General features: G+C 72.4%; 13 protein-coding genes. 8 read left to right on the plus strand and 5 right to left on the minus strand.

What is annotated here, in order from left to right:
* Positions 1 to 202 precede the first annotated feature (202 nt).
* Entirely contained in the window at positions 203 to 1192 is a 990-nt protein-coding gene (gene moaA / locus ACFOVU_RS11080; RefSeq protein ID WP_378532526.1) for a GTP 3',8-cyclase MoaA, read from the minus strand.
* 233 nt (positions 1193 to 1425) lie between these two features.
* Here moaA and ACFOVU_RS11085 point away from each other — a divergent pair, with 233 nt between their 5' ends.
* Complete coding sequence (locus ACFOVU_RS11085) at positions 1426 to 2247, plus strand: alpha/beta hydrolase (RefSeq protein ID WP_378532528.1); 822 nt, start codon at positions 1426 to 1428, stop codon at positions 2245 to 2247.
* A 28-nt stretch (positions 2248 to 2275) separates the two neighbouring features.
* Here ACFOVU_RS11085 and ACFOVU_RS11090 read toward each other — a convergent pair whose 3' ends face one another.
* Positions 2276 to 4159, minus strand: coding sequence for an AMP-dependent synthetase/ligase (locus tag ACFOVU_RS11090; protein ID WP_378532530.1), 1884 nt, complete (start codon positions 4157 to 4159; stop codon positions 2276 to 2278).
* A gap of 162 nt (positions 4160 to 4321) precedes the next feature.
* Positions 4322 to 5752 (minus strand): MocR-like transcription factor YczR, encoded by a 1431-nt coding sequence (yczR, locus tag ACFOVU_RS11095; protein ID WP_378532532.1) that lies wholly within the window; start codon positions 5750 to 5752, stop codon positions 4322 to 4324.
* Between the two features lie 60 nt (positions 5753 to 5812).
* Here yczR and yczE point away from each other — a divergent pair, with 60 nt between their 5' ends.
* The 3 genes from yczE to ACFOVU_RS11110 all read left to right on the plus strand — a co-directional run bounded on the left by yczE (position 5813) and on the right by ACFOVU_RS11110 (position 9481).
* On the plus strand, positions 5813 to 6502 hold the full coding sequence (yczE, locus tag ACFOVU_RS11100; protein ID WP_378532534.1) for a membrane protein YczE: 690 nt from the start codon (positions 5813 to 5815) through the stop codon (positions 6500 to 6502).
* 443 nt (positions 6503 to 6945) lie between these two features.
* Positions 6946 to 8739 carry a glycoside hydrolase family 15 protein gene (locus ACFOVU_RS11105; protein WP_378532536.1) on the plus strand — a complete coding sequence of 598 codons (1794 nt, stop codon included), beginning with the start codon at positions 6946 to 6948 and terminating at the stop codon, positions 8737 to 8739.
* 37 nt (positions 8740 to 8776) lie between these two features.
* Positions 8777 to 9481, plus strand: a complete 705-nt coding sequence (locus ACFOVU_RS11110; protein ID WP_378532538.1) for an MgtC/SapB family protein — start codon at positions 8777 to 8779, stop codon at positions 9479 to 9481.
* 10 nt (positions 9482 to 9491) lie between these two features.
* Here the strand turns inward: ACFOVU_RS11110 and ACFOVU_RS11115 are convergent, their stop codons facing one another.
* Positions 9492 to 11528 carry a protein kinase domain-containing protein gene (locus ACFOVU_RS11115; protein WP_378532540.1) on the minus strand — a complete coding sequence of 679 codons (2037 nt, stop codon included), beginning with the start codon at positions 11526 to 11528 and terminating at the stop codon, positions 9492 to 9494.
* Positions 11529 to 11653: 125 nt separating this feature from the next.
* Complete coding sequence (locus ACFOVU_RS11120) at positions 11654 to 13471, minus strand: protein kinase domain-containing protein (protein WP_378532541.1); 1818 nt, start codon at positions 13469 to 13471, stop codon at positions 11654 to 11656.
* Between the two features lie 183 nt (positions 13472 to 13654).
* Here ACFOVU_RS11120 and ACFOVU_RS11125 point away from each other — a divergent pair, with 183 nt between their 5' ends.
* From ACFOVU_RS11125 to ACFOVU_RS11140, 4 genes are all read left to right on the plus strand, one after another.
* Positions 13655 to 15415 carry a serine/threonine-protein kinase gene (locus ACFOVU_RS11125; protein ID WP_378532544.1) on the plus strand — a complete coding sequence of 587 codons (1761 nt, stop codon included), beginning with the start codon at positions 13655 to 13657 and terminating at the stop codon, positions 15413 to 15415.
* 124 nt (positions 15416 to 15539) lie between these two features.
* On the plus strand, positions 15540 to 16214 hold the full coding sequence (locus tag ACFOVU_RS11130) for a uracil-DNA glycosylase (RefSeq protein WP_378532546.1): 675 nt from the start codon (positions 15540 to 15542) through the stop codon (positions 16212 to 16214).
* 130 nt (positions 16215 to 16344) lie between these two features.
* Positions 16345 to 18246 (plus strand): protein kinase domain-containing protein, encoded by a 1902-nt coding sequence (locus ACFOVU_RS11135; RefSeq protein WP_378532548.1) that lies wholly within the window; start codon positions 16345 to 16347, stop codon positions 18244 to 18246.
* A gap of 54 nt (positions 18247 to 18300) precedes the next feature.
* Positions 18301 to 21744: an NACHT domain-containing protein gene (locus tag ACFOVU_RS11140; RefSeq protein ID WP_378532550.1), complete on the plus strand. Its 3444-nt coding sequence runs from the start codon at positions 18301 to 18303 to the stop codon at positions 21742 to 21744.
* Positions 21745 to 21754: the final 10 nt, after the last annotated feature.

Below are 21754 nucleotides of genomic sequence, written 5' to 3' on the forward strand. Positions count from 1 at the left end.
GGCCGCCCGCCGCCGGATGGGCCGCCGCGGCGGGGTGCGGGTGCACGCATTGTCAAGGACCCGTGCATCGGGTGTGAATGACACCGCACCCCGGGCATGGCAGCGTGGTCCGCACGTGCCGGCCCCGCGCCGGCGCGGCACGTGTCGTGCGGGTCCGGACCGGAGGACGGACGGCCCGGGCCCGCATTTTCCGCCCCGTGGCTCAGCCGCCGATGGCCGACATCGGGCGCGAGGGCTGGAGGAACGCGGGGTCGTTGATGCCGTGGCCGGGGAGCTTGGCGGCGACGGCGGCGCGCCAGCGGGCGGCGATGTCGTCGTCGGTCGCCCCGCCGCGCAGCAGCGGGCGCAGGTCGGACTCCTCGCGGGCGAACAGGCAGTTGCGGATCTGGCCGTCGGCGGTGAGCCGCACGCGGTCGCAGGCGCCGCAGAACGGGCGGGTGACCGATCCGATGACGCCGACGGTGGCCGGGCCGCCGTCGACGCGGAACCGCTCGGCCGGGGCGCTGCCCCGGGTCGCCGCGTCGGTCTCGGCCAGGTCGAACTCCGCGGAGAGCCGGTCGAGGATCTCGTCGGCGGTGACCATGTCGTCGCGGCGCCAGCCGTGCTGGGCGTCCAGCGGCATCTGCTCGATGAAGCGGAGCTCGTAGCCGTGGTCCAGGCAGTAGCGCAGCAGGTCGGGGGCCTCGGCGTCGTTGATGCCGCGCATGAGGACCGCGTTGACCTTGACGGGGGTCAGCCCGGCCGCCGCGGCGGCGGCCATGCCCGCCAGGACGTCGTCGAGGCGCCGGCGCCGGGCCAGCTTCTCGAAGACGTCGTGGCGCAGGGTGTCGAGGGAGACGTTGACCCGGTCGAGCCCGGCGTCGGCGAGGGCGGGCGCCACCCGGGCCAGACCGATGCCGTTGGTGGTGAGGGCGGTCTGGGGGCGGGGGTCGAGTTCGGTGGCGGCGGCGATGAGGCCGGGCAGGCCGCGGCGCAGCAGGGGCTCGCCCCCGGTGAAGCGGATCTCGGTGATGCCGAGCATGGTCACGCCGATGCGCAGCAGCCGGGCGACCTCGTCGTCGGTGAGGACGTCGTCCTTGGGCAGCCAGTCCAGGCCCTCGGGCGGCATGCAGTAGGTGCACCGGAGGTTGCACCGGTCGGTGAGCGAGACTCGCAGGTCGGTGGCTGTCCTGCCGTAGGAGTCGGTCAGCACGGGCGTCGCCTCCCAGGTGGTTGCGCGCAGCCGGGCTGCGGCGGGTACGGATCCGTCAGGCGGTATCGGCGGTGACGCCACTTATGTCCTTCCCGCCCGAGCAACAGCCTAAAAGACACCGGCGTCCGGTTCCGCGGCCGGTACCGGCCTCGCCCGCCTCGGCCATAGTCTGCCCCGTGACACCGTCGACGAAGGGAGCCCCTGTGTCGGGCACGGCCGGAACGGACATCACGGTGAGCACACGGCAATGGCGGCTGCCCGGCGGACCGGGCGGCAGCGGGCACCTGGCGGCGCGGGCCTGGGCCGCGCAGGGCGCGGATCCCACCTGGCTGGCCGTCCTGGTGCACGGCTACGGCGAGCACATCGGGCGCTACGACCACGTCGCCGAGCACCTGTGCGCCGCGGGGGCGGCCGTCTACGGCCTCGACCACCGGGGCCACGGCGCCTCCTCGGGCGAGCGCGTGCTCGTGGAGGACTTCGCCGGCGTGGTCGAGGACGTGCACCGGGTCGTCGCCCAGGCTCGCACCGCCTACCGCACACTGCCGCTGGTGGTGATCGGCCACTCCATGGGCGGGATGATCGCCGCCCGCTACGCCCAGGAGCACACCGACGGCATCGCCGGCCTGGTGCTCTCGGGGCCCGTCCTGGGCCGCTGGCGCACCGTCGACCGGCTGCTGGCCCTGGAGACCATCCCCGACCTGCCCATCGACACCGCCACTCTCTCGCGCGACCCCGCCGTGGGCGCCGCCTACGCCGCCGACGACCTCGTCTGGCACGGCCCCTTCAAGCGCGCCACCCTGCGCGCGATCAACACCGAGCTGGCCCGCATCACCGCCGCCGAGCGCACCGCGCTGCCCCTGCTGTGGCTGCACGGCTCCGACGACCGCCTGGTGCCCATCGCCGACACCCGCGTGGGGATCGACGCCTTCGCCGGCGACGACACCGCCGTGCGGATCTTCCCCGGCGCGCGCCACGAGGTCTTCAACGAGACCAACCGCTCCGACGTGCTCGACGAGGTCGTGCGGTTCGCGGCCCGGTGCGCCGCCCGGGCTTGAGCGCCGGGCGGCGCACCCGCGGGCGGCCTCAGACCCGGTAGAGGCCGTCGATGGCGTCGGCGTACTTGTCCTGGATCACCCGCCGCTTCAGCTTGAGCGAGGGGGTGAGCTCGGCGCCCTCGACGGTCCACTCCACCGGCAGCAACCGCCACTTCTTCACCTGCTGCACGCGGGCCAGGTGGGCGTTGGCGGCGGCGACCGCGGCGCCCACCTCGGCCACGACCACCGGGTGGCGCGCCAGATCGGCGATGTCGCGGCTGTCGACCCCGTGGGCGGCGGCCCACCCCGGGGCGACCTCGGCGTCCAGCGTCAGCAGCGCCACCGGGTAGGGGCGGCGGTCGCCGTAGGCCAGCGCCTGCCCGATGAGGGGGTGCTCCTTGAGGCGGCTCTCGATGGAGGCGGGCGCGATGTTCTCGCCGCCGGCCGTGATGATCAGCTCCTTCTTGCGGTCGACGACGTAGACGAACCCGTCGCCGTCGATGCGCCCGATGTCGCCGGTGTGCAGCCACCCCTCGGCGTCGATCAGCGCCGCCGTGTCCGCGGGCCGGTTCAGGTAGCCGGCGACGTTGATGGGCCCGCGCACCAGGATCTCGCCGTCGCCGGTGACGGCCACCTCCATGCCGTCGGAGGGCAGGCCGACGCTGCCGAGCCGGTAGGCGTCGGCCCGGTTGCAGGTGACGGCGCCGCAGTTCTCGGTCATCCCGTAGACGTCGCGGATCAGGATGCCCAGCCCGGCGAAGAACTGCACGGTCTCCTCGGGCATGGGCGCGGCGGCCGACACGCAGTACTCGACCCGGTCCAGCCCGATGAGCGCCCGCAGGGGGCGCAGGACGCGCGCGTCGGCGTCGGCGAAGCGCCGCTCCAACCCGGGGTCGCGGGTCCGGCCGTACTGGCCGTCGGCGATGTAGGCGCGGGCGGTTTCGGCGGCGGCCTCGATGGCGCCGCGCCGCTCCCCGGGTGAGGCGGCCAGCGCGGCGGTCATCCCGGCCTGGAGCTTCTCCCACACGCGCGGCACCCCGAACAGCCCGTTGGGCCGGACCCGGCGCAGGTAGGCGCCGAGTTCGCCGATGTCGGGGCAGAAGTGGATGTGGCCGGCCACCGCGACCGGCAGGTACACGCTGAGGACCCGTTCGGCGATGTGGGCGAGCGGCAGGTAGGACAGCGTGGCGCCGCCGTGCGGCAGCCGGTTGGCGCGCTGGGTGATGGTGACCTGGAAGAGGATCTGGCGGTGGGTCTCGAGCACGCCCTTGGGCTCGCCGGTGGTGCCCGAGGTGTAGAGGAGGGTGGCGCTGTCCTCGGGGGTCACGGCGGCTGCGCGATCCTCGGCCGCGCCGGGGTCGGCGGCCAGGGCCCGCCGTCCCGCCGCGGTGAAGTCGGCCCAGGAGACGAAGCGGGGGCCGTCGCCGCCGGCGGCGTCCTCGGGGACCGCCGAGGCGTCCATCAGCACCACGGTGCGCAGCGAGCGCACCCGCGCCAGGGCCGGGCGCCAGCGGTCGAGCTCCGCGGCGCCCTGGAGGATCGCGACCCGCGCCGAGCAGTCGGCGGCCACGTAGGCGACCTGCTCGGGGGCGAAGGTGGCGTAGACGGTGAGGGGGACCGCCCCGGCGTGGACGGCGCCGATGTCGGCGATCAGGTGCTCGGGCCGGTTGGGCATCATGAGCGCGACCACGTCGCCGCGCCCGGTGCCCTCGGCCGCCAGGGCGGCGGCGACCTCCAGGGCCGCCGCCCGGTACTGCGCCCAGGTGCGGGTGGACCAGCGGCCGTCCCCGCCGGAGGGGCCGGGGACCCACTCCGAGAGGGCGGGCCTGCCGCCGTCGCGCTCGGCCGCCCGGCGGAACCAGTCCACCAGGGTCAGACCCTCGATCTCCGCTTCCACACCCTGCCGTGCCCGAATGATCTCGTTGTGTTCCATGAGACCGCTCCCGCCCATCCGATGTGTGCCGGGTCACTCCGCGGCACCATCGGACCACGGCCGACGGGGCCCGGCAAGGCACCCGGCACAACGGCCCACGGGACCATTTCGGCGAATGCGACCATCTTCGCTTTTCATCCGGCGGAGGACATCGGCGCAGCGTTATACGTACAGGTCATGGCGGACCGAAACCGGGCGCGCAATGGTCTCGGAATAGGCCTCGGCGAGTCGGTCCACGGCATCATTCAATACGTCCGGCGGCTGCGTGTACGCGAATCTCATGAATTGCTCCAATGTCCCCTCGGCGCCGAATACGGGGCCGGGCGCGACGTGCACGCCGTGGCGCTCGGCGGCCTCGCCCAGCACGGAGGCCACGGGCCGCGGGAGCTGCGCCCACAGCACCAGCCCCCCGCTGGGGGTGGTGAACCGCCAGTCGGGCAGCCGGTCGCGCAGCGCGGCCGCCAGCGCGTCGCGGTTGGCCCGCAGCCGGCGGATGCGCTCGGCGCGGATCCGCATGATGTCGGCGAGCAGGTGGGTGGCGGTGAGCTGGTCGACGGCGGAGCTGGACAGGTCGAAGCGCTGGCGCACCGCCATCAGCCGCGCGGCAACGGGCGGCGTGGTGCGCACCCAGCCGATCCGCAGCCCGCCCCAGAACAGCTTGGCCACCGATCCGACCGTGAAGACCCGGCCGTCGGTGTCGTGCGCGGCCATGGGCATCGGCTGGTCGCCGGAGTCGATGGCCAGCTCCACGACGCTCTCGTCGACGATCAGGGAGGTGCCCGACCGCCGCGCCTCGGCCACCACCGCCGCGCGCTCGTCGTCGTCCATGAGCGCGCCCGTGGGGTTCTGGAAGTCGGGGATCAGATAGGCCAGGCCCGGCTTCCACTGCCGGAACGCGTCGAGCACGTACTCCATGTCCCAGCCCTGCGCGGTCACCCCCATGGTGCGCACCCGCGCGCCCCGGCGGCGGGCGCTGTCGAGCGCGTGCGGGTAGGTCGGGGTCTCCACCAGCAGGGAGTCGCCCGGCTCCACCAGCAGGTCCATGAGCAGCGCGACGCCGTGCTGGGCCCCGTTGGTGACCAGGATCTGCTCGGGCGTGGTGGGCAGGCCCCGCTCCACGTAGCGGCGCGCGATGGCGTGGCGCAGCTCCGGGAGCCCGTAGGGGGTGTAGCCGAGCCCGCCGACGTGCGCGGCGAGCTGCTCGACGGCCAGGCGCGCCGCGTCCTGGAACCCCTCGATCGCCGGCGGCGCGGCGGCCCCCAGATCGATGCGCTCGGAGTCGGGGATCAGCGGGGTCCCCACGCCGCCCCCGGCGCCGGGCAGCACCGTCCAGCTGCCCGACCCCTGCCGGCTGTCGAGGAAGCCGTTCTCGCGCAGCCACGTGTAGGCGGCGGTGATGGTGTTGCGGCTCACCCCCAGGGCGGCGGCGAGGTCGCGCTCGGCCGGCAGGCGGGTATAGGTGGGCACCCGGCCGTCCAGGATGAGCCCGCTGATGGCCCGGCCCGCCGCGAGGTAGTAGGGCCGCTCGGTCACGCTGGTGCCGATCAGCCGGGCCAGGAGGTGGCCGTTGATCCGCCGTTCGCCCACTGCCATGGTGCCACTTTCTCGAATTGGCTCTACAATTCGGCCATTTACGAGGCCAATACTACTCACATGGCCCAGCCAATCCCACCGTCCTGCGACGACTCCGCCCCCGCCCCCCTGCCCGTCCGAATCGGGCGGCGCGTCTTCATCACCCCGTTCCTGCCGCGCCCGCGCCTGCGCCGCCTCGTCCGGCTCTACGCCGGCCTCTACCTCTACGGCCTCTCCGGCGCCCTGCTGATCGCCGCGGACCTGGGCGCCATGCCCTGGGACGTGCTGCACCAGGGCCTGGCGCTGCACACCGGGCTGTCCGTCGGCACCTGTAGCGTCCTCGTCGGCGCGCTGCTCATGCTCGCCTGGATCCCGCTGCGCCAGCGCCCCGGCCTGGGCACCCTGAGCAACGTCGTGGTGGTGGGGCTGTCGGTGGACGCGAGCCTGTGGTGGCTGCCGGACGTCGGCCACCTGGCCGCCCGGTCGGCCTACCTGGTGCTGGGCATCGTCGCCTGCGCCGTCGCAACGGGCTGCTATATCGGTGCGCGCCTGGGCCCGGGCCCCCGCGACGGCCTCATGACCGGCCTCGCCGCCCGCGGGTGGTCCGTGCGCCTGGCGCGCACCTGCATCGAGGTCGCGGTCGTGGCCACCGGGGTCCTGCTCGGGGGCACCCTGGGCGTGGGCACCCTGCTGTTCGCCGTCGCCATCGGCCCCCTGGCACAGGTGTTCCTCCCCCTGCTCGACATCAAGCCGCCCGCCGGCCGCGGCTGACCACCGTCGGCCACCCCGCCTGGTGTCCGGGTTCGGCCTCCCGGGGGCGGGTCGCGCGGCGCGCCGCGCGCGGCGCCCCTCCCGCCGCTCGCGCACCATTACGACGTCATAACGGATCTCCGGCCGCCGCGACCCGCCCCGCCTGCCCGAGCCGCCCCGGGCCGGTCGCCGCGGTCCAGCCCCACGAAAGTTACATGTCCCGCTACGCAGTTTTCCGTACGGCCCCACCAGGCACGCCGCCGAAACCTGTAGCGTGACGGCAGCACCACGGAAACCGCGCCCGACACGATCCCGCACCCGCGACACCGCACCGCCGCCGCGACTAACGTGGCGGGATCCGGGCACACGTTCCCCGTGGCGCTCACGCATGGCCGAACGGCCATCAGGAGTTGGATACGGTACGTCGGCGAGGCGTGATCTTGGTGACTGAGGGGGTGAGCCGCGTGTCCGGCTGGATTGAGGATTACGCGCTGATCGGCGACATGCAGACCGCTGCACTGGTAGGGCGCGACGGCTCCATCGACTGGCTGTGTCTGCCCCACTTCGACTCCCCCGCCTGCTTCACCGCCCTCCTGGGCGACGAGCAGAACGGGAACTGGTGGATCCGGCCCGCCAGCGGCGAGCCGCGCGCCACCCGGCGCCGCTACCGCCACGAGACCCTCATCCTCGAAACCGAGTGGGACACCCCCGAAGGCAGCGTCCGGGTCATCGACTTCATGCCGCCGCGCGGCGGCGCCCCCCACCTGGTGCGCATCGTCGAGGGCCTGCGCGGCACCGTCCGCATGAGCACCGCCCTGCGGCTGCGCTTCGACTACGGCAACGTCGTCCCCTGGATCCACCGCAGCGGCACCGAGCTCGTCGCCGTCGCCGGCCCCGACTCCGTCTGGCTCAGCTCCCCCGTCCCCCTCGAAGGCCACAACTTCGCCCACGACGCCACGTTCACCGTGAGCGAGGGCCAGCGCGTCCCCTTCGTCATGACCTGGCACCCCTCCCCCGTCGAGGAGTCCGACCACCTCGACGCCGAGAAGGCCCTCTCGCGCACCGAGCGCTTCTGGAACGGCTGGGTCGCCCAGTGCACCTACGAGGGCGACTACCGCGACGCCGTGGTGCGCTCCCTCATCACCCTCAAGGCGCTCACCTACCGCCCCAGCGGCGGCATCGTGGCCGCCCCCACCACCTCGCTGCCCGAGGAGATCGGCGGCGTCCGCAACTGGGACTACCGCTACTGCTGGCTGCGCGACGCCACCATCACCCTCGAGGCGCTGATCCGCAGCGGCTACACCGACGAAGCCCAGGCGTGGCGCGAGTGGCTCGTGCGCGCGGTGGCCGGCGAGCCCCAGCACATGCAGATCATGTACGGCGTGCGCGGCGAGCGCCGCCTCGCCGAATGGGAGGCCGACTGGCTCCCCGGCTACGAGAACTCCCGCCCGGTGCGCATCGGCAACGCGGCCGTGGGCCAGTACCAGCTCGACGTCTACGGCGAGGTCATGGACGTGCTGCACCTGGCGCGCCGTAGCGGCCTCCAGAGCGGCGAGCACGTCTGGGGCCTCCAGCGCTCCCTCGTGAACTACCTGGAATGGTGCTGGGACGAGCCCGACGAGGGCCTGTGGGAGGTCCGCGGCCCCCGCCAGCACTTCGTCCACTCCAAGGTCATGGCCTGGGTCGCCGCCGACCGGGCGGTCCGCATGATCGAGGAGTTCGGCAAGGAGGGGCCGATCGAGCGCTGGAAGGCGCTGCGCGACACCATCCACGCCGAGGTCTGCGAATACGGCTTCGACGCCCGCCGCAACACCTTCACCCAGTACTACGGCAGCCAGGAGCTCGACGCCGCGCTGCTGCTCATCCCCGAGGTCGGGTTCCTGCCCTACGACGACCCCCGGGTCGTGGGCACCATCGAGGCCATCCGCGACGACCTGATGGTCGACGGCTTCGTGATGCGCTACCGCACCGACCGCGACGAGGTCGCCGACAAGCTCCCCGGCGACGAGGGCGCGTTCCTGGCGTGCAGCTTCTGGATGGCCAACGCGCTGCTGTCGATCGGCCGCGAGAAGGAGGCCCGCGACCTCTTCGACCGGCTCCTGGCGCTGCGCAACGACGTCGGGCTGCTCGCCGAGGAGTGGGACTCCAAGCACGGCCGCCAGGTGGGCAACTTCCCCCAGGCGTTCAGCCACGTCCCCCTCGTCACCACGGCCCTCAACCTCTCGCGACACGACGGCCACCGCAGGAGTGAGAACTAACCTCGGAGCCAGGGCCCTGCCGTGATAGGACTGCGCCATGCAGGATCTCTCGGGGCAGGGCTGGCAGCAACTCCTGGCGCTCTTCATCGCGCTCCTGTTGTGTTCGCTGATCGGGCTGGAGCGCCAGCTGAGACAGAAGAGCGCCGGGCTGCGCACCCACACCCTCGTGGGGCTCGGCGCGGCGCTGTTCATGGTCATCAGCAAGTTCGGCTTCGGTGACGTCGTGGGCGGCGCCGTCACCCTCGACCCCTCGCGGGTGGCCGCCCAGATCGTCTCCGGCGTCGGCTTCATCGGGGCCGGGCTGATCTTCGTCCGCCAGGACATCGTCCGCGGGCTCACCACGGCCGCCACCATCTGGCTGGCCGCCGCCGTCGGCACCGCGGCAGGCGCGGGCCTGTGGCTGCTGGCCACGGCCGTGACCGCCGCCCACTTCCTGGTCGCCTACTGCTACCCGTGGCTCGTCCGCCGCATCACCGACTCCCCGCCGGCCACCCTGGTGCTCGACATTCGCTACGCCGACGGCCGCGGGGTCCTGCGCACCATCATGGCCGAGGCCACCGAGCGCCGCTTCGCCGTGCAGCGCGTCGACACCCGCCGCACGGGCGGCACGGGCGCCGACGCCTTCGTCGACATGGAGCTGGGGCTGCGCGGCGAGGGCGACCCCATCGCCCTGGCGGTGGCGCTGTCGGAGACCGACGGCGTGCTGTCGGTGGTCCAGTCCGACACCCGCGAGGACGCGTGAGGCCCTCGGGTCAGCGCGCGACCACCGGCTCGGCCCACACCGCGGTGGCGCCCGACGGGCAGCCGCCGCCGGTGACCAGCTGGAGCCGCAGCACCCCGGTCACATCCACCTCCAGCTCGGCGTCCTCCCCCAGCCCCAGGGTCTTGTTCTCCAGCTGCTCGCCGTCGCCGATCACGGTGAACTCGGCCTCCTCGTCGGCGGGCGACTCGTCGCTGAGCCCGACCACCGCGGAGAACTCCTCGTAGCCGCGGCCCAGGTTGTACTCGGCGAGTACATCACTGCAATAGTCCTCGACCGTCAGCGCCTCGTCGTAGTCCTCGGCGTTGACGGTGGCCAGGGTGCTCGTGTAGATCGAGTCGTTGACCGGCTGCTCCGAGGCCAGGTGCAGTTCGTCGGGGTCCTCCCGCTGCCCGGCCGGAGGCGCCGTGGGGGAGGCCGCCGACGGGGACGGCTCGGGCTCGCCCACGGGCTGTTCCCCGCCGGCGGCAGAGGGCTCCTGCTCAGGCACTGGCCCCGCCTGGAGGCCGGTACCCGGCCCGGCGAGCATCCCGAGCCGGTCCAGCGCGGCATAGGTGCCGCCGGCCCCCAAGAGAAGGAAGACCACCGCGACCACCGCCATCCCGGCCAGGAGCCGGCCCCGCCGCCGCTTCCGGGGGCCGGGCGCCGACGCCGCCCCGGCCGCCCCGGGCGGCGGGAACGGACCGGTGGGCGGCGCACCGGATGCGGCCGCGGAGGCGGTGGGGGTGCTCCAGTCCGGCTGCGGCGACGGCGCGCCGCGCAGGCCGCCTACCGGCCGGTGGGAGGCGGGTGGCGGCGGAGGGGGCCCGGCGGGGCCGGCCGCGGGCCGGGGAGCGGCTGACGGGCCGCGGTGCGGTCCGGAGGCGGGCGGCGGTCCCTGGAAGGCCCCGCCCTGGGGCGGCGCGGTGCCCGGCCCGGGCGGCCGCCCACCGGCCGGGGCCCCGATGTCAGGAAGGGTCGGCGAGGTGGCCGAGGGGAGGGTGGGGCCGGTGGTGGGGATGGGGGACGTGGGACCGGTGTCCCCCGCCGACGCCGGCGGCGGAGGTACGGCTCCCTGTGCCCCCGCTGCGGCCGCTCCCGCCGCGGCGGCGCCGGCCGCCCCGCCCGCAACAGCGGCCCCGGGGCCGGTCGCCGGCATGCTCCATGGCGCCGACGTGCTCAGCGACCGCAGCGCCCGGATCCATTCCACGGCGCCGGGGCGGTCGCCGGGCTCGGCGGAGAACATCGCCAGAATCCGGTCGCGTTCCCGCGTGGCCGCCGCCACGATGGGCAGCGCGGCGAAGCGCTCGCGCAGCTGCTCCGACGCCGGGGGCGGCTCCTCCCCGGTCAGCGCGTAGTAGACGATGGCGCCGAAGGCGTAGCGGTCGGTGGCGGCGGTGTACTCGCCCGTGAAGATCTCCGGGGCGGCGTAGCCGGGGGTGAACCACGGCTTGGCCGTGATGTGCCGGGCGGCGATGCGGCTCAGCCCGAAGTCGACCAGGGTCGCCTGCCCCTCGCCACTGATCATGACGTTGCCGGGCGACAGGTCGCCGTGCACCACCACGCGCTTGGAGGGGGTGGCCCGGCCGGAGTGCAGCAGGTCCAGCACTTCGGCGACCTGCTCCAGGTGGCGCAGGATCTCGCGCTGCCCGCGCGGGCCGTCGGCGGTGTGCTCGGCCCGCCAGTCGCGCAGGTCCACGCCGTCGACGTGGTTCATCACCAGGTACAGGCACCGGTCGGCGGCTCCGGGCGCGCCGCCCTCGGGGTGCTCGGGGGCGCCCTCGAAGTGCTCGCGCACCCCCACCACGCCCAGCCGGTTGATGAACCGCAGCAGCTCGGCCTGCTCGTTCCACCGGCGGCTCAGCTCGGCGAACTGCTCCTCGTTGGCGACGGCGTCGGCGTTGAGGACCTTCACCACGACCGGCTCCGTCTGGCCCGCGAGGGTGACCTCGGCCAGGTACAGGGTGGCCTCTCCGCCGCGCCCCACCGACCGGACCAGCCGGTACTTGTCCGGCTGCGAATCCGGACCGACGAACAACGCAGAACTCACGGGAGCCCTCATTTCCGTTCGGGGAGATGGCGGGAACCGCCCGGGCGGGCGTGACGGCCAGCGTAACGGCCCGCGGAGGCCGCGAGGGTGCGCCGCGCGTCGCGACTGGGACGTGCCCGCGGCCGTCAGCTCAGCTTGGGGTCGCCCCAGACCGCCGCGGTCCCGCCCGAGGGGCAGGACCCGCCCCAGTCGACGGTGAGGCGCAGCCGCATGACGCCCTGGACGGAGACGTCGACATCGGCGGTGTCGCCGGCCGCGACGGTCTCGGAGAACAGGCGCTCGCCGTCGCCGGCCACCGTGAACGTGGCGCTGCCCGACCCGCCGGTCAGGCCAACGGTCGACCGCAGGTTGGCCGAGCCGCGCGCGAGGTTGTACTCGGCGGTCGGCTTGGCGCACTCGCCGCTCACCTTCAGCGACTCGGCGTAGGTGACGTCGCCCAGGGTCGCCGATCCGGCCTCGTAGCCGGCGGCGGGGACGATCTGGGCCGCGCCGGTCAGCGGTTCGCCGGGGGTGTCGTTGACGGTCTGCCCGGCCTCGCCGCCGTCGTCCTCGGCGGTCTCCGCGTGCTGGGCGGGGTCGTCCTTGCCCTCGCCGGTCTCGTCGGACCCACCGCCCCCTTCGGGCACCGAGGGGTCGGCCTCGGCTCCGGGCTCGGGGTCGCCGGGGCCTGCCGCGACATCGGACCCGCCGCCGGACAACACGAAGGCGGCCGCCCCGCCCGCGGTCACGATGACCACCGCGGCCGCGGCGGCCACGATCAGCGCCGTGCGCCGCTTGCGCGGGGTGCGCGCCGGGGCGACCACCCCGGCGTCGGCCGCGGGCACCGTGGAGGGTCCCTGCGGCGCCATGGGCGCCTGTCCCGCCGAAGCGTGGCCCGCCGGCACGTGCCCGGCCGAAGCGTGGCCGCCCGGCACGGTGGGCACGCCCGGCCCGGCGCTGGGCTCGCCCACGGGCCCGCTCATGGGCTCCGTGGCCCCCTGGCCGGATCCGGACAGACCCACCGGGCCGACCGAGGGGAAGCCGCCGCTGGCCGGGTTGGCCACCGGCATGCTCCACTGCACCGAGGTGCCGAGGGACCGCAGCGTGCGGATCCACTCAAGGGACATCGGGCGCCCGGCGGGGTCGGCGGAGAACATCGCCATGACCGCCCCCAGCTGCTGGGGCCCGGCCCCGGCCAGGAGCGGCAGGCCCGCGTAGGCCGCGCGCAGCTGCTCGGGGCTGGGCGGCGGCTCCTCCCCGGTCAGCGCGAAGAACACGATGGCCCCGAACGCGTAGCGGTCGGTGGCCGCGGTGTACTCACCCGTGAAGACCTCGGGCGCCGCGTAGCCGGGGGTGAACCACGGCTTGGCGGTCATGTGGCGGGTGGCGATCCGGCTCAGCCCGAAGTCGACCAGGGTGGCCTGTCCCTCGGAACTGATCATGATGTTGCCCGGCGACAGGTCGCCGTGCACCACCACCCGCCGCGACGGGGTCGCGCGGCCGGAGTGCAGGAGGTCCAGGATCTCGGCGACCTGCTCCAGATAGCCCAGCACCTCGCGCTGCGCCCGCGGGCCGTCGATGGGGTGCTCGTCGCGCCAGTCGCGCAGGTCGAGACCCTCGACGTAGTTCATCACCAGGTACAGGCAACGCTCGCCACCGCGGCCGGCGCCGCCGCGCGGGTGCTCGGGGGCGCCCTCGAAGTGCTCGCGCACCCCCACCACGCCGAGCCGGTTGATGAACCGCAGCAGCTCGGCCTGCTCGTTCCACCGGTGGCTCAGCTCGGCGAACTGCTCCGGGGTTCCCGCGACATCGGAGTTGAGGACCTTCACCACAACGGGCTCGGTCTGCCCGGCGAGCGTGACCTCGGCCAGGTACAGCGTCGCCTCCCCGCCGTGCCCCACCGACCGGACCAGCCGGTACTTGTCGGGCTGGGTGTCGGGGCCGACGAACAGCTGAGAACTCACGAGAAACACTCATTCCACAGGGGACACGGGTGGTACCGAGCAGGAGTAGGACTAAAGGGTAACGGCAGCCACAATGCGCCCTCACCGGGCGCTCCGGGGGGTGCCGGACGGAGGGCGCCCAGGACGTCCGCACACCCGGTACGCTGCGAATTCGAGGAAACGGAAGGCAGGGGCGGAGCGCTGGTGGAACGCGTGCTGGACGGCCGGTACCGGCTGGTGGAGCGGCTGGGCGCCGGCGGCATGGGCGAGGTGTGGCGGTCCGTCGACGACCGGCTCGACCGGCCGGTAGCGGTCAAGCTGATCCGCCCCGAGCACGTCGGCTCCACCGAGATCGTGGCACGCTTCCAGCGCGAGGCCCGGCTCACCGCGCGGCTCGCCGGCCACCCCAACGTCGTGATCCTGCATGACGTCGGCGAGCACGAGGACTCCGTCTATGCGGTCATGGAGCTCGTGCGCGGGCGGACGTTCTCCGCGATCGTGCGCACCACCGGCCCGCCGCCGGTCGCCCAGGCCGCCGACTGGATCGCCCAGGCGGCATCGGGGCTGGCCGCCGCGCACGGCGCGGGCATCGTGCACCGCGACGTCAAGCCGGGCAACCTCATGGTGGTCGACGACGGCACCGTCAAGGTGCTCGACTTCGGGATCGCCGGGTTCACCGACGCCGCCGCCCAGAGCCGGCGGCTCACCCGCACCGGCGCCATCTTCGGCACCCCGCTCTACATGTCGCCGGAGCAGATCCGCGGCGAGACGGTCACCGCAGCGGGCGACCTGTACTCCCTCGGCACGATCCTCTACCAGCTGCTGACCGGGGTGGCCCCGTTCAAGGACCCCGACCCGATGCGGGTGATCCGCATGCACCTGGTGGAGGCGCCGCGCCCGCCCGCGGAGCTGCGCAGTGGGATCCCCGCCGACCTCGCCGCGCTGGCCACGGCCATGCTGGAGAAGACACCGGACCGGCGCCCCTCCGGCGACGAGGTCCGGGCCCGCCTGGAGCCGTTCCTGATGGGCGGCTCCTCCCGCCCCCACCACCGCGTGACCGGCCCCGACGCGCTGCTGTCGGGGCCCAACGCCCGGATATCGGGCCCGCGCCCCGCAGGTGCGGCGCCCGCGCCCCCCGAACCCGCCGCGCGCCCCGCCGCCGGGCCCGCGAGCACCGGGGCGGCGGTCCCGCCCGCCACTCCCCCGGCCCCCGCGCCCGCCTACGCCCGGCCGCCGTCGTCGGGCCCGGCGCCATCGTCCGTCGGAGCCGCCCGCCGGGCGCTGGAACAGCGCCTGGAGGCCGCCGAGGAACGGGCGCGGGCGGGGCTCGTCGCCGACGCCGCGAGCGAACTCCACGCCCTGGTGCCCGACCTGATCCACGCCTACGGCGCCGACCACCCCGAGACCCTCCGGGCACGCCGCCGCGCCGCCTACCTCACCGGCAAGGGCGGCGACCCGGGACGGTCGGTCGCCCTGTTCACCGGCCTGCTCGCCGACCTCGACCGGGTCTACGGCAGGCGCCACCCCGAGACCCTGACCGCCCGCTACTACCTGGCCACCAACTCCGGGCGGGCCGGCGACCACGCCACCGCGGCGCGCGTGCACGAGGAGCTGCTCCCCGACCTGTCGGCCGTGCACGGGCCCGACTCCGAGCGGGTCCTGACCACCCGCCTCTACCTCGCGTTCGACGTCGGCGAGACCGGCGACCGGCACCGCGCCGTCGCGCTGCTGCACACGCTCGTCCCCGACCTGGCCCGGGCACTGGGCGCCGACCACGCCACCACGCTGCGCGCCCGCCACTACCTGGCGGCCTACATCGGCTACGCGGGCGACCCCGCCGAAGCGGTGCGCCACTACGACGCGCTCCTGCGCGACCACCACCGGGTCTTCGGCGCGCAGCACGCCGAGACCGCCCGCGCCGCCGAGCGCCTCGCCCACTGGCGGCGGCGCGCGGCCGGGCGCTGACGGGGCGCGAGCGGGCAGGCACACGGGCGCGTGGAGGCGACACGGGCGATCCGGCCGGCCGAATAGCACGATCCCCTGCGCGATAGGGCTTTTCGTGTCACCGACCCCCGCTATCGTTCGGGGCATGTCAGGACGACCTTTGAACGAGATCATGGACGAAGGCTGGGCCAAGGCCCTGGAGCCGGTGGCCGACCGCATCACGGCCATGGGCGACTTCCTCCGCGAGGAGGTCGCCGCCGGGCGCACCTACCTCCCCGCCGGCGAGAACGTGCTCCGCGCGTTCCAGCAGCCCTTCGACGACGTACGGGTGCTGCTCGTGGGGCAGGACCCCTACCCCACGCCCGGGCACGCCGTGGGGCTCAGCTTCTCGGTGGCCCCCGACGTCAAGCTGCCCGGCAGCCTGCGCAACATCTACCAGGAGTACACCGAGGACCTGGGCCTGCCGAAGCCCTCCAACGGCGACCTCACCCCCTGGACCCAGCGCGGCGTGCTGCTGCTCAACCGCGTCCTCACCGTGGCGCCCCGCTCGCCGGGTTCGCACCGCGGCAAGGGCTGGGAGGAGATCACCGAGCAGGCCATCCGCGCACTCGCCGCCCGCGGCACCCCCATGGTCGCGATCCTCTGGGGCCGCGACGCCCGCAACACGCGCCCGCTGATGCCCGGGGTGCCCTGCGTGGAGTCCACCCACCCCAGCCCGATGTCGGCGCACAACGGCTTCTTCGGCTCACGGCCCTTCAGCCGCGCCAACGCCCTCCTGGAGGAACTGGGCGCCCAGCCGGTCGACTGGCGGCTTCCGTAAGAGCCCTGGCGGGAGGCCGGACGGCGCCGGAGGCTCCAGGGGAGGCACAGCGGCGCTGTCGCCCGACCTGGAGCCGTGCTCTACCCTGTTGCACGCGTTCTCCCTCCTTTCAACTACACAGGGATTCTCAATGGTGGACCGAACCGTGCAACCAGGGCAGCGGATCGGCGGAAGATACGAGTTCATTGAGCGGATCGGCAGCGGCGGGTTCGGGACCGTATGGAAGGCACGCGACCACAGACTCCAGGCCGACGTGGCCGTCAAGGGGCTGTCGTTGCCGACGTCCGCCTCGCCCTCCGAGTGGGAGGAACGGCTCGCACGATCGGAACGCGAGGTCCGCAACGCCGCCAGGCTGCGCGATCACCCCAACATCGTGAGCGTGCACGACGTCGTCGTCGAGGACGACATCCCCTGGATCGTCATGCAGCTCGTCGTCGGACGTTCCCTGAGCGAACGCCTGAAGTCGTCCGGCCCGCTGTCGGTACCCGAGGCCACCGACATCGCCAGGGCCATGCTGAAGGCGCTCCACGCCGCCCACGGGGCGGGGATCGTGCACCGCGACATCAAGCCGGCCAACGTCATGCTCGCCGACAACGGCGAGATCCTGCTCACCGACTTCGGCATCGCCACCCACGAGGAGGACGCCAAGCTCACCATCACGGGAGGCGTGGTGGGCTCGGTCGCCTACATGGCGCCGGAACGCATCCGCGGCGACAAGAGCCAGGCGCCCAGCGACCTCTTCTCCCTCGGTGCCACGCTGCACGAGACCCTTGAGGGCACGGGGCCCTTCGCCCGCGACTCGACGCCCGCGGTGATGCACGCGGTGGTCTACGAGGAAGCCCCGCAACCGCAGCGCGCGGGGTCGCTGACGCCCCTCATCACCCGGCTGATGGCCAAGGCACCCGAGGAACGCCCAACGGTCGCCGAGGCGCTCGCCCTGCTCGACGCGCCTCCACCGGTGGCCGTGCCCCAGCGGGTCCCCACCGGGCCGACCGCGGCCGCCACCGGGATATCCGCGATCCCGACCCCGCCCGGGGTGATGCCCACGCAGACGCCCCCGGGCGTCGTCCCGGCGCCGCAGCCGGTACCAGGGCCGATGCCGGGCCCCCAAACGTGGACGCCACCACCGGGGGCGACCCCGCCGGGGGTGACGCCGCCGGGGGCGATGGCGCCGGGGGCGGCACCAGGCCTGAGCTCGAAAGGGAAGTTGCTGATCTGGATCGCGGGCACCGCGGTCCTCGTCATCGTCATCGCCGTTTTCGGCGTGAGCCTGGCACTCCACGCCGACCAGCAGGCGAGTGAGGAGGTGGGGGAGGGCGAGGGGCCCGGGACGCAGGCTGCGTTGTTCGAGAACGGTTCACCGGTCACGATCGAGGACGAGGCGACGGTCGAGTCGACAATCGATGTGGCGGACGTCGAAGGGAACGCCCCGACCTCGCTGGGCGTCACCGTGGACCTCACCCACACGGCCCTCTCGGATCTGAACATCCAGCTGATCGCCCCCGACGGCACCGCCTTCGAGCTGGAACCCTACGGCGAGCCGCACGACTACACCATCGACGCCTCGTCGGCCGGCGCCGCGGGCACCTGGACGCTCCGCATCGAAGACACGACGGCGCAGGACACGGGCACCCTCAACTCCTGGGCGCTGGAGTTCGCGCAGGGCGGGTCGGACGCGGTGGGTGGGTCGGCTGCACCCGGTGATGGGGCGTTCGAGAACAGTTCACCGGTCGCGATCGAGGACATGTCCACTGCGGAGTCGACGATCGAGGTGACGGGCGTCGAAGGGACCGCTCCGGCCACGTTGGGCGTGACCGTGGACCTGGAGCACACGTACCTCTCGGATCTGACGCTCCAGTTGATCGCTCCCGACGGCACCTCCTTCGATCTGGAAGGAGAAACCGTCAACGGAACGAATGAGTACACCGTGGACGCGTCAGCGGTCGAGGCCGCAGGCGTATGGACCCTCCGCATCGAGGACCAGACGGCGCAGGACTCGGGCACCCTCAATTCCTGGAGTCTGCGCTTCTGACGCCACTGCCCCGTCCCCGGAACCCCCGCACGGACACCGGAAAGGCCGCCCCCCATGGCGAAACCCCCCACCTATGCCGATGCCCTCAAGATCCTCGGCAAGGACGACTCCACTCTGCTCGACCTGGCGGAGAAACTGGTCGACGGCGGGCTGGGGGCGCTGGGAGTTCCGGATCTCTTCGGGATCCGAACGGAACTCGTGTCCAAGGGGCGGGAGGCGCTGACCAAGCTCCGGGAACGGATCTCGGGGGTGAGCCGCTGGGATCGAACCCAGCGGATCGACGCGGCACACCATGTACTCATCGTGACCGCCTATATCGAGGCGACCACAGAGTTCCTGGAGAATAAGGAAACCAGGAATCTACTCATCGCCGATGGGGTCGACCCTGATGAGCTGCACGCGGCACTGATCGTTGAAGCACCCACTCTGCAAGTCCACACCGCCCTTGTCGGATCGCCGACTCACTTCCACGGAGATCCATTCTTTTTAGCATATGGCCGACCGGGAAAGATGTTCTTTCGCATCCCGGACCTACCACTTTCCTTTCTAGGTCGCGGACCCGTCGGAATAGAATGGGATCAGATAAATCGGACCCTGTCCGATATCGCCAGACGTCGATACGAGGAATCGTATCTTCGACTGGCCGCCGAAGTTCCTGAATTCGGGGTCTGGGCGGATTTCCACCTACACGGGGAGACCCAGGCGCGGCTGGACACCGTGAGCGCCGGACTGGACCGGCTGAACCTCCTGCTGGAAAACGTGTCGACCGGACGCCCGATCGAGCGGCGCCGACGCGAACTGGCCGCCACCTACACGTCCGTTCTCAGCCGTCCACTCCTGCGTTCGACCGACGCCCCGACCAGTTTCACGCTGCCAACCCTGGAGCATGCCTATCTTGCGCCGCGGGGCACTGTCACAACCGCAGCCCCCGGCGCCCGGCCTTCCGAGGACGCATGGTGGGCAGAGCTCCCCACCACGGATGACCTCCAGCCTGTGCTGGCCTATCTCCTCACCCGCATCGAAGCCACCGAAGCTCCACTCGTGATCCTGGGCCACCCCGGGGCCGGCAAGTCGAAGCTCACCGAGATGCTGGCCGCACGGCTGCCGAAGAGCGACTTCGTCCCGCTGCGCATCGAACTCCGCACGGTGCCCCCCAATGCGCCCATCCACACCCAGATCGATGAAGGGCTGGCCGCGACACTCCACACCCGTACATCCTGGCGGGAACTCGTGGAATCCGCTGACGGCGCGATCCCCCTGGTCATCCTCGACGGTTTCGATGAACTGCTCCAGGCCACCGGGGTGAACCGCTCGGACTACCTGGAGCAGGTGCAGCGCTTCCAGGAGCAGCAGCGCGCCATGGGCGAGCCGGTGATCGTCATCGTCACCAGCCGGACGGTGGTCGCCGATCGGATGCGGTTCTCCGTGGGAACACCCATTATCCGTCTGGAACCCTTCAGCGAGGCGCAGATCGGCCAGATGATCGACATCTGGAACGAGGCCAACGCCACCTCCCTCGCCGCCGCCGGACTGACCCCTCCCACCCTCGCGTCCGTGCTGCCCTACCGCGAGCTGGCCGAACAGCCGCTGCTCCTGCTCATGCTGCTCATCTACGACGCCGACGGCAATGCGCTCCAGGCGTCGGGCACGCGCTTCTCCCGCGCCGAGCTGTACGAAGAGCTGCTGACGATGTTCGCCCGGCGCGAGGTCAACAAGCACGCGGCGAACCTGCCGGACCGCGACCGCGAGCGACGGATCTCGGAGGAGCTGAACCGGCTGGAGATCGTGGCCATGGCGATGTTCGCGCGGGGGCGGCAGACGGTGACGGCCGCCGAATTGGGGAGCGATCTCGCCGTGCTCCTCCCCGACGCCGCCATTCACCCCGGCGACACCGCGGGACTGCACGGGGCGGTCAGCGACGCCGACCAGGTGCTCGGACGGTTCTTCTTCGTCCATGAATCACGGGCCCAGGTGCAGGCCGGAACGGCGAGCGTGTACGAGTTCCTGCACGCCACGTTCGGCGAATACCTGGTGGCGCGCATGATCACCAGCGCCTTGGACGATCTGGCCGAGGACCGCCGCAGAAGCGCCCGGCGCCGCTACTCCGCCCACCTTGACGACGGACTCTTCTACGCACTCACCTCGTTCGCGGCGCTGGGTGGTCGATCCGCAGTGGTCGAATTCGCCGGTGACCTGCTCTCCCAGCGGCTGGACGGGCGGCCCGAGGACCGCGCCGAATTTCTCGAACTGCTGATCGAGCTGTTCCGCGACGCGCCCTTCCCGCCGGCCAACCGTTCCTTCGCGGATTACGCTCCTCAGCGCCTGCCCATCACCCAACGCCAAGGCGCCTACATGGCCAATGTCGCCGTGCTGCTCACCCTGGTCGCCGAGGATGGGATCGACCTCGCGGAATTGTTCCCAGACGCAGAGGAACCTTGGCAGGAATGGCGAGCGCTCGCCGGCCTTTGGCGAGCGCTTCCCGATTCCCAATGGCACGGAACCCTGGACTCCGTCCGGATCCGGCACATCGGTTTCACCCACGGTGACAGATCTCAAACCGTGCTGGAACGCGAGGCCGGTGAGCCGGTGAACGTCGGTGAATGCATCGGCTTCGAGCTTCGATCGAGCGGAGACGACCGGCTCGACGTCGAAAATCCGTACGCGGTGACCATTGAGTTCGGCTCCGTGACGTCCAAGCTGCTGCGCTCGGTCGCACTGCGCGCCAATGGCACTGCGGCCCGGATGACACTGATGCTCTTGCCCTACCTGCGCCACGCAAGCGTGGATCTGGGCACGTGGTATGCCATGGACCGACGCGATTCGCTCAATGGGACCCCGCGACTATGGGCCGAGGCACACGACCTGTTGGTGCTGCGGCTGGCTCCCATAGGTGATGCCAGGGATCCCTTGAATTCCGGAAACGGCGAAGAACGCCTGTCAAGATTTGAACGCCTTCTCAGCACACGTTTCCTGGGTCGTCTGGAGTTGCTGGTCCTCCGACAAGCCGCCGAGGATCTCGACCTCAGCATAGGAACGCGCTACCACGCCGATTTGCTCACTGTCGTCTTGGACTACCTGAACAGGGTCGGTGAAATCGTCGCCGGACGGCCGTTGTCCCGCGGGAGGATCGAACCCGTACTCGACCGCCTGCGGACCCACCTGGGCACTCCCGGACCGCCCGATCTGCCCTTCCTTCATGACAAACTCAACCGATTGATGGACGAGCACGCACAAGCACGGAAAGGGACGCAGCCTTCTCTCCCCTCCGAGGATGACGTCGATCCCACTCACGATGACACGCGGATCATCTGGAATGGGAGGGGGCAGCGCGAAGCCCACGCCGAGGCGCGGCGGGACGACCATCCTGAACCGCTTCCCGACCCGTACGGCCCCGTGCAGATCCAACGGAGTGCCGGTTGGTCGCCCAGACGGCCGAAGCACCGTCAGAGCGGCGGCGGGGGCAACGACCAGAACAGCGGCCCGGCAGGCTCCGCCTGACGCCCCTCCG

The organism is Nocardiopsis sediminis (assembly GCF_042650565.1).
In the GTDB taxonomy this organism is placed as follows: Bacteria; Actinomycetota; Actinomycetes; order Streptosporangiales; family Streptosporangiaceae; genus Nocardiopsis_B; species Nocardiopsis_B sediminis.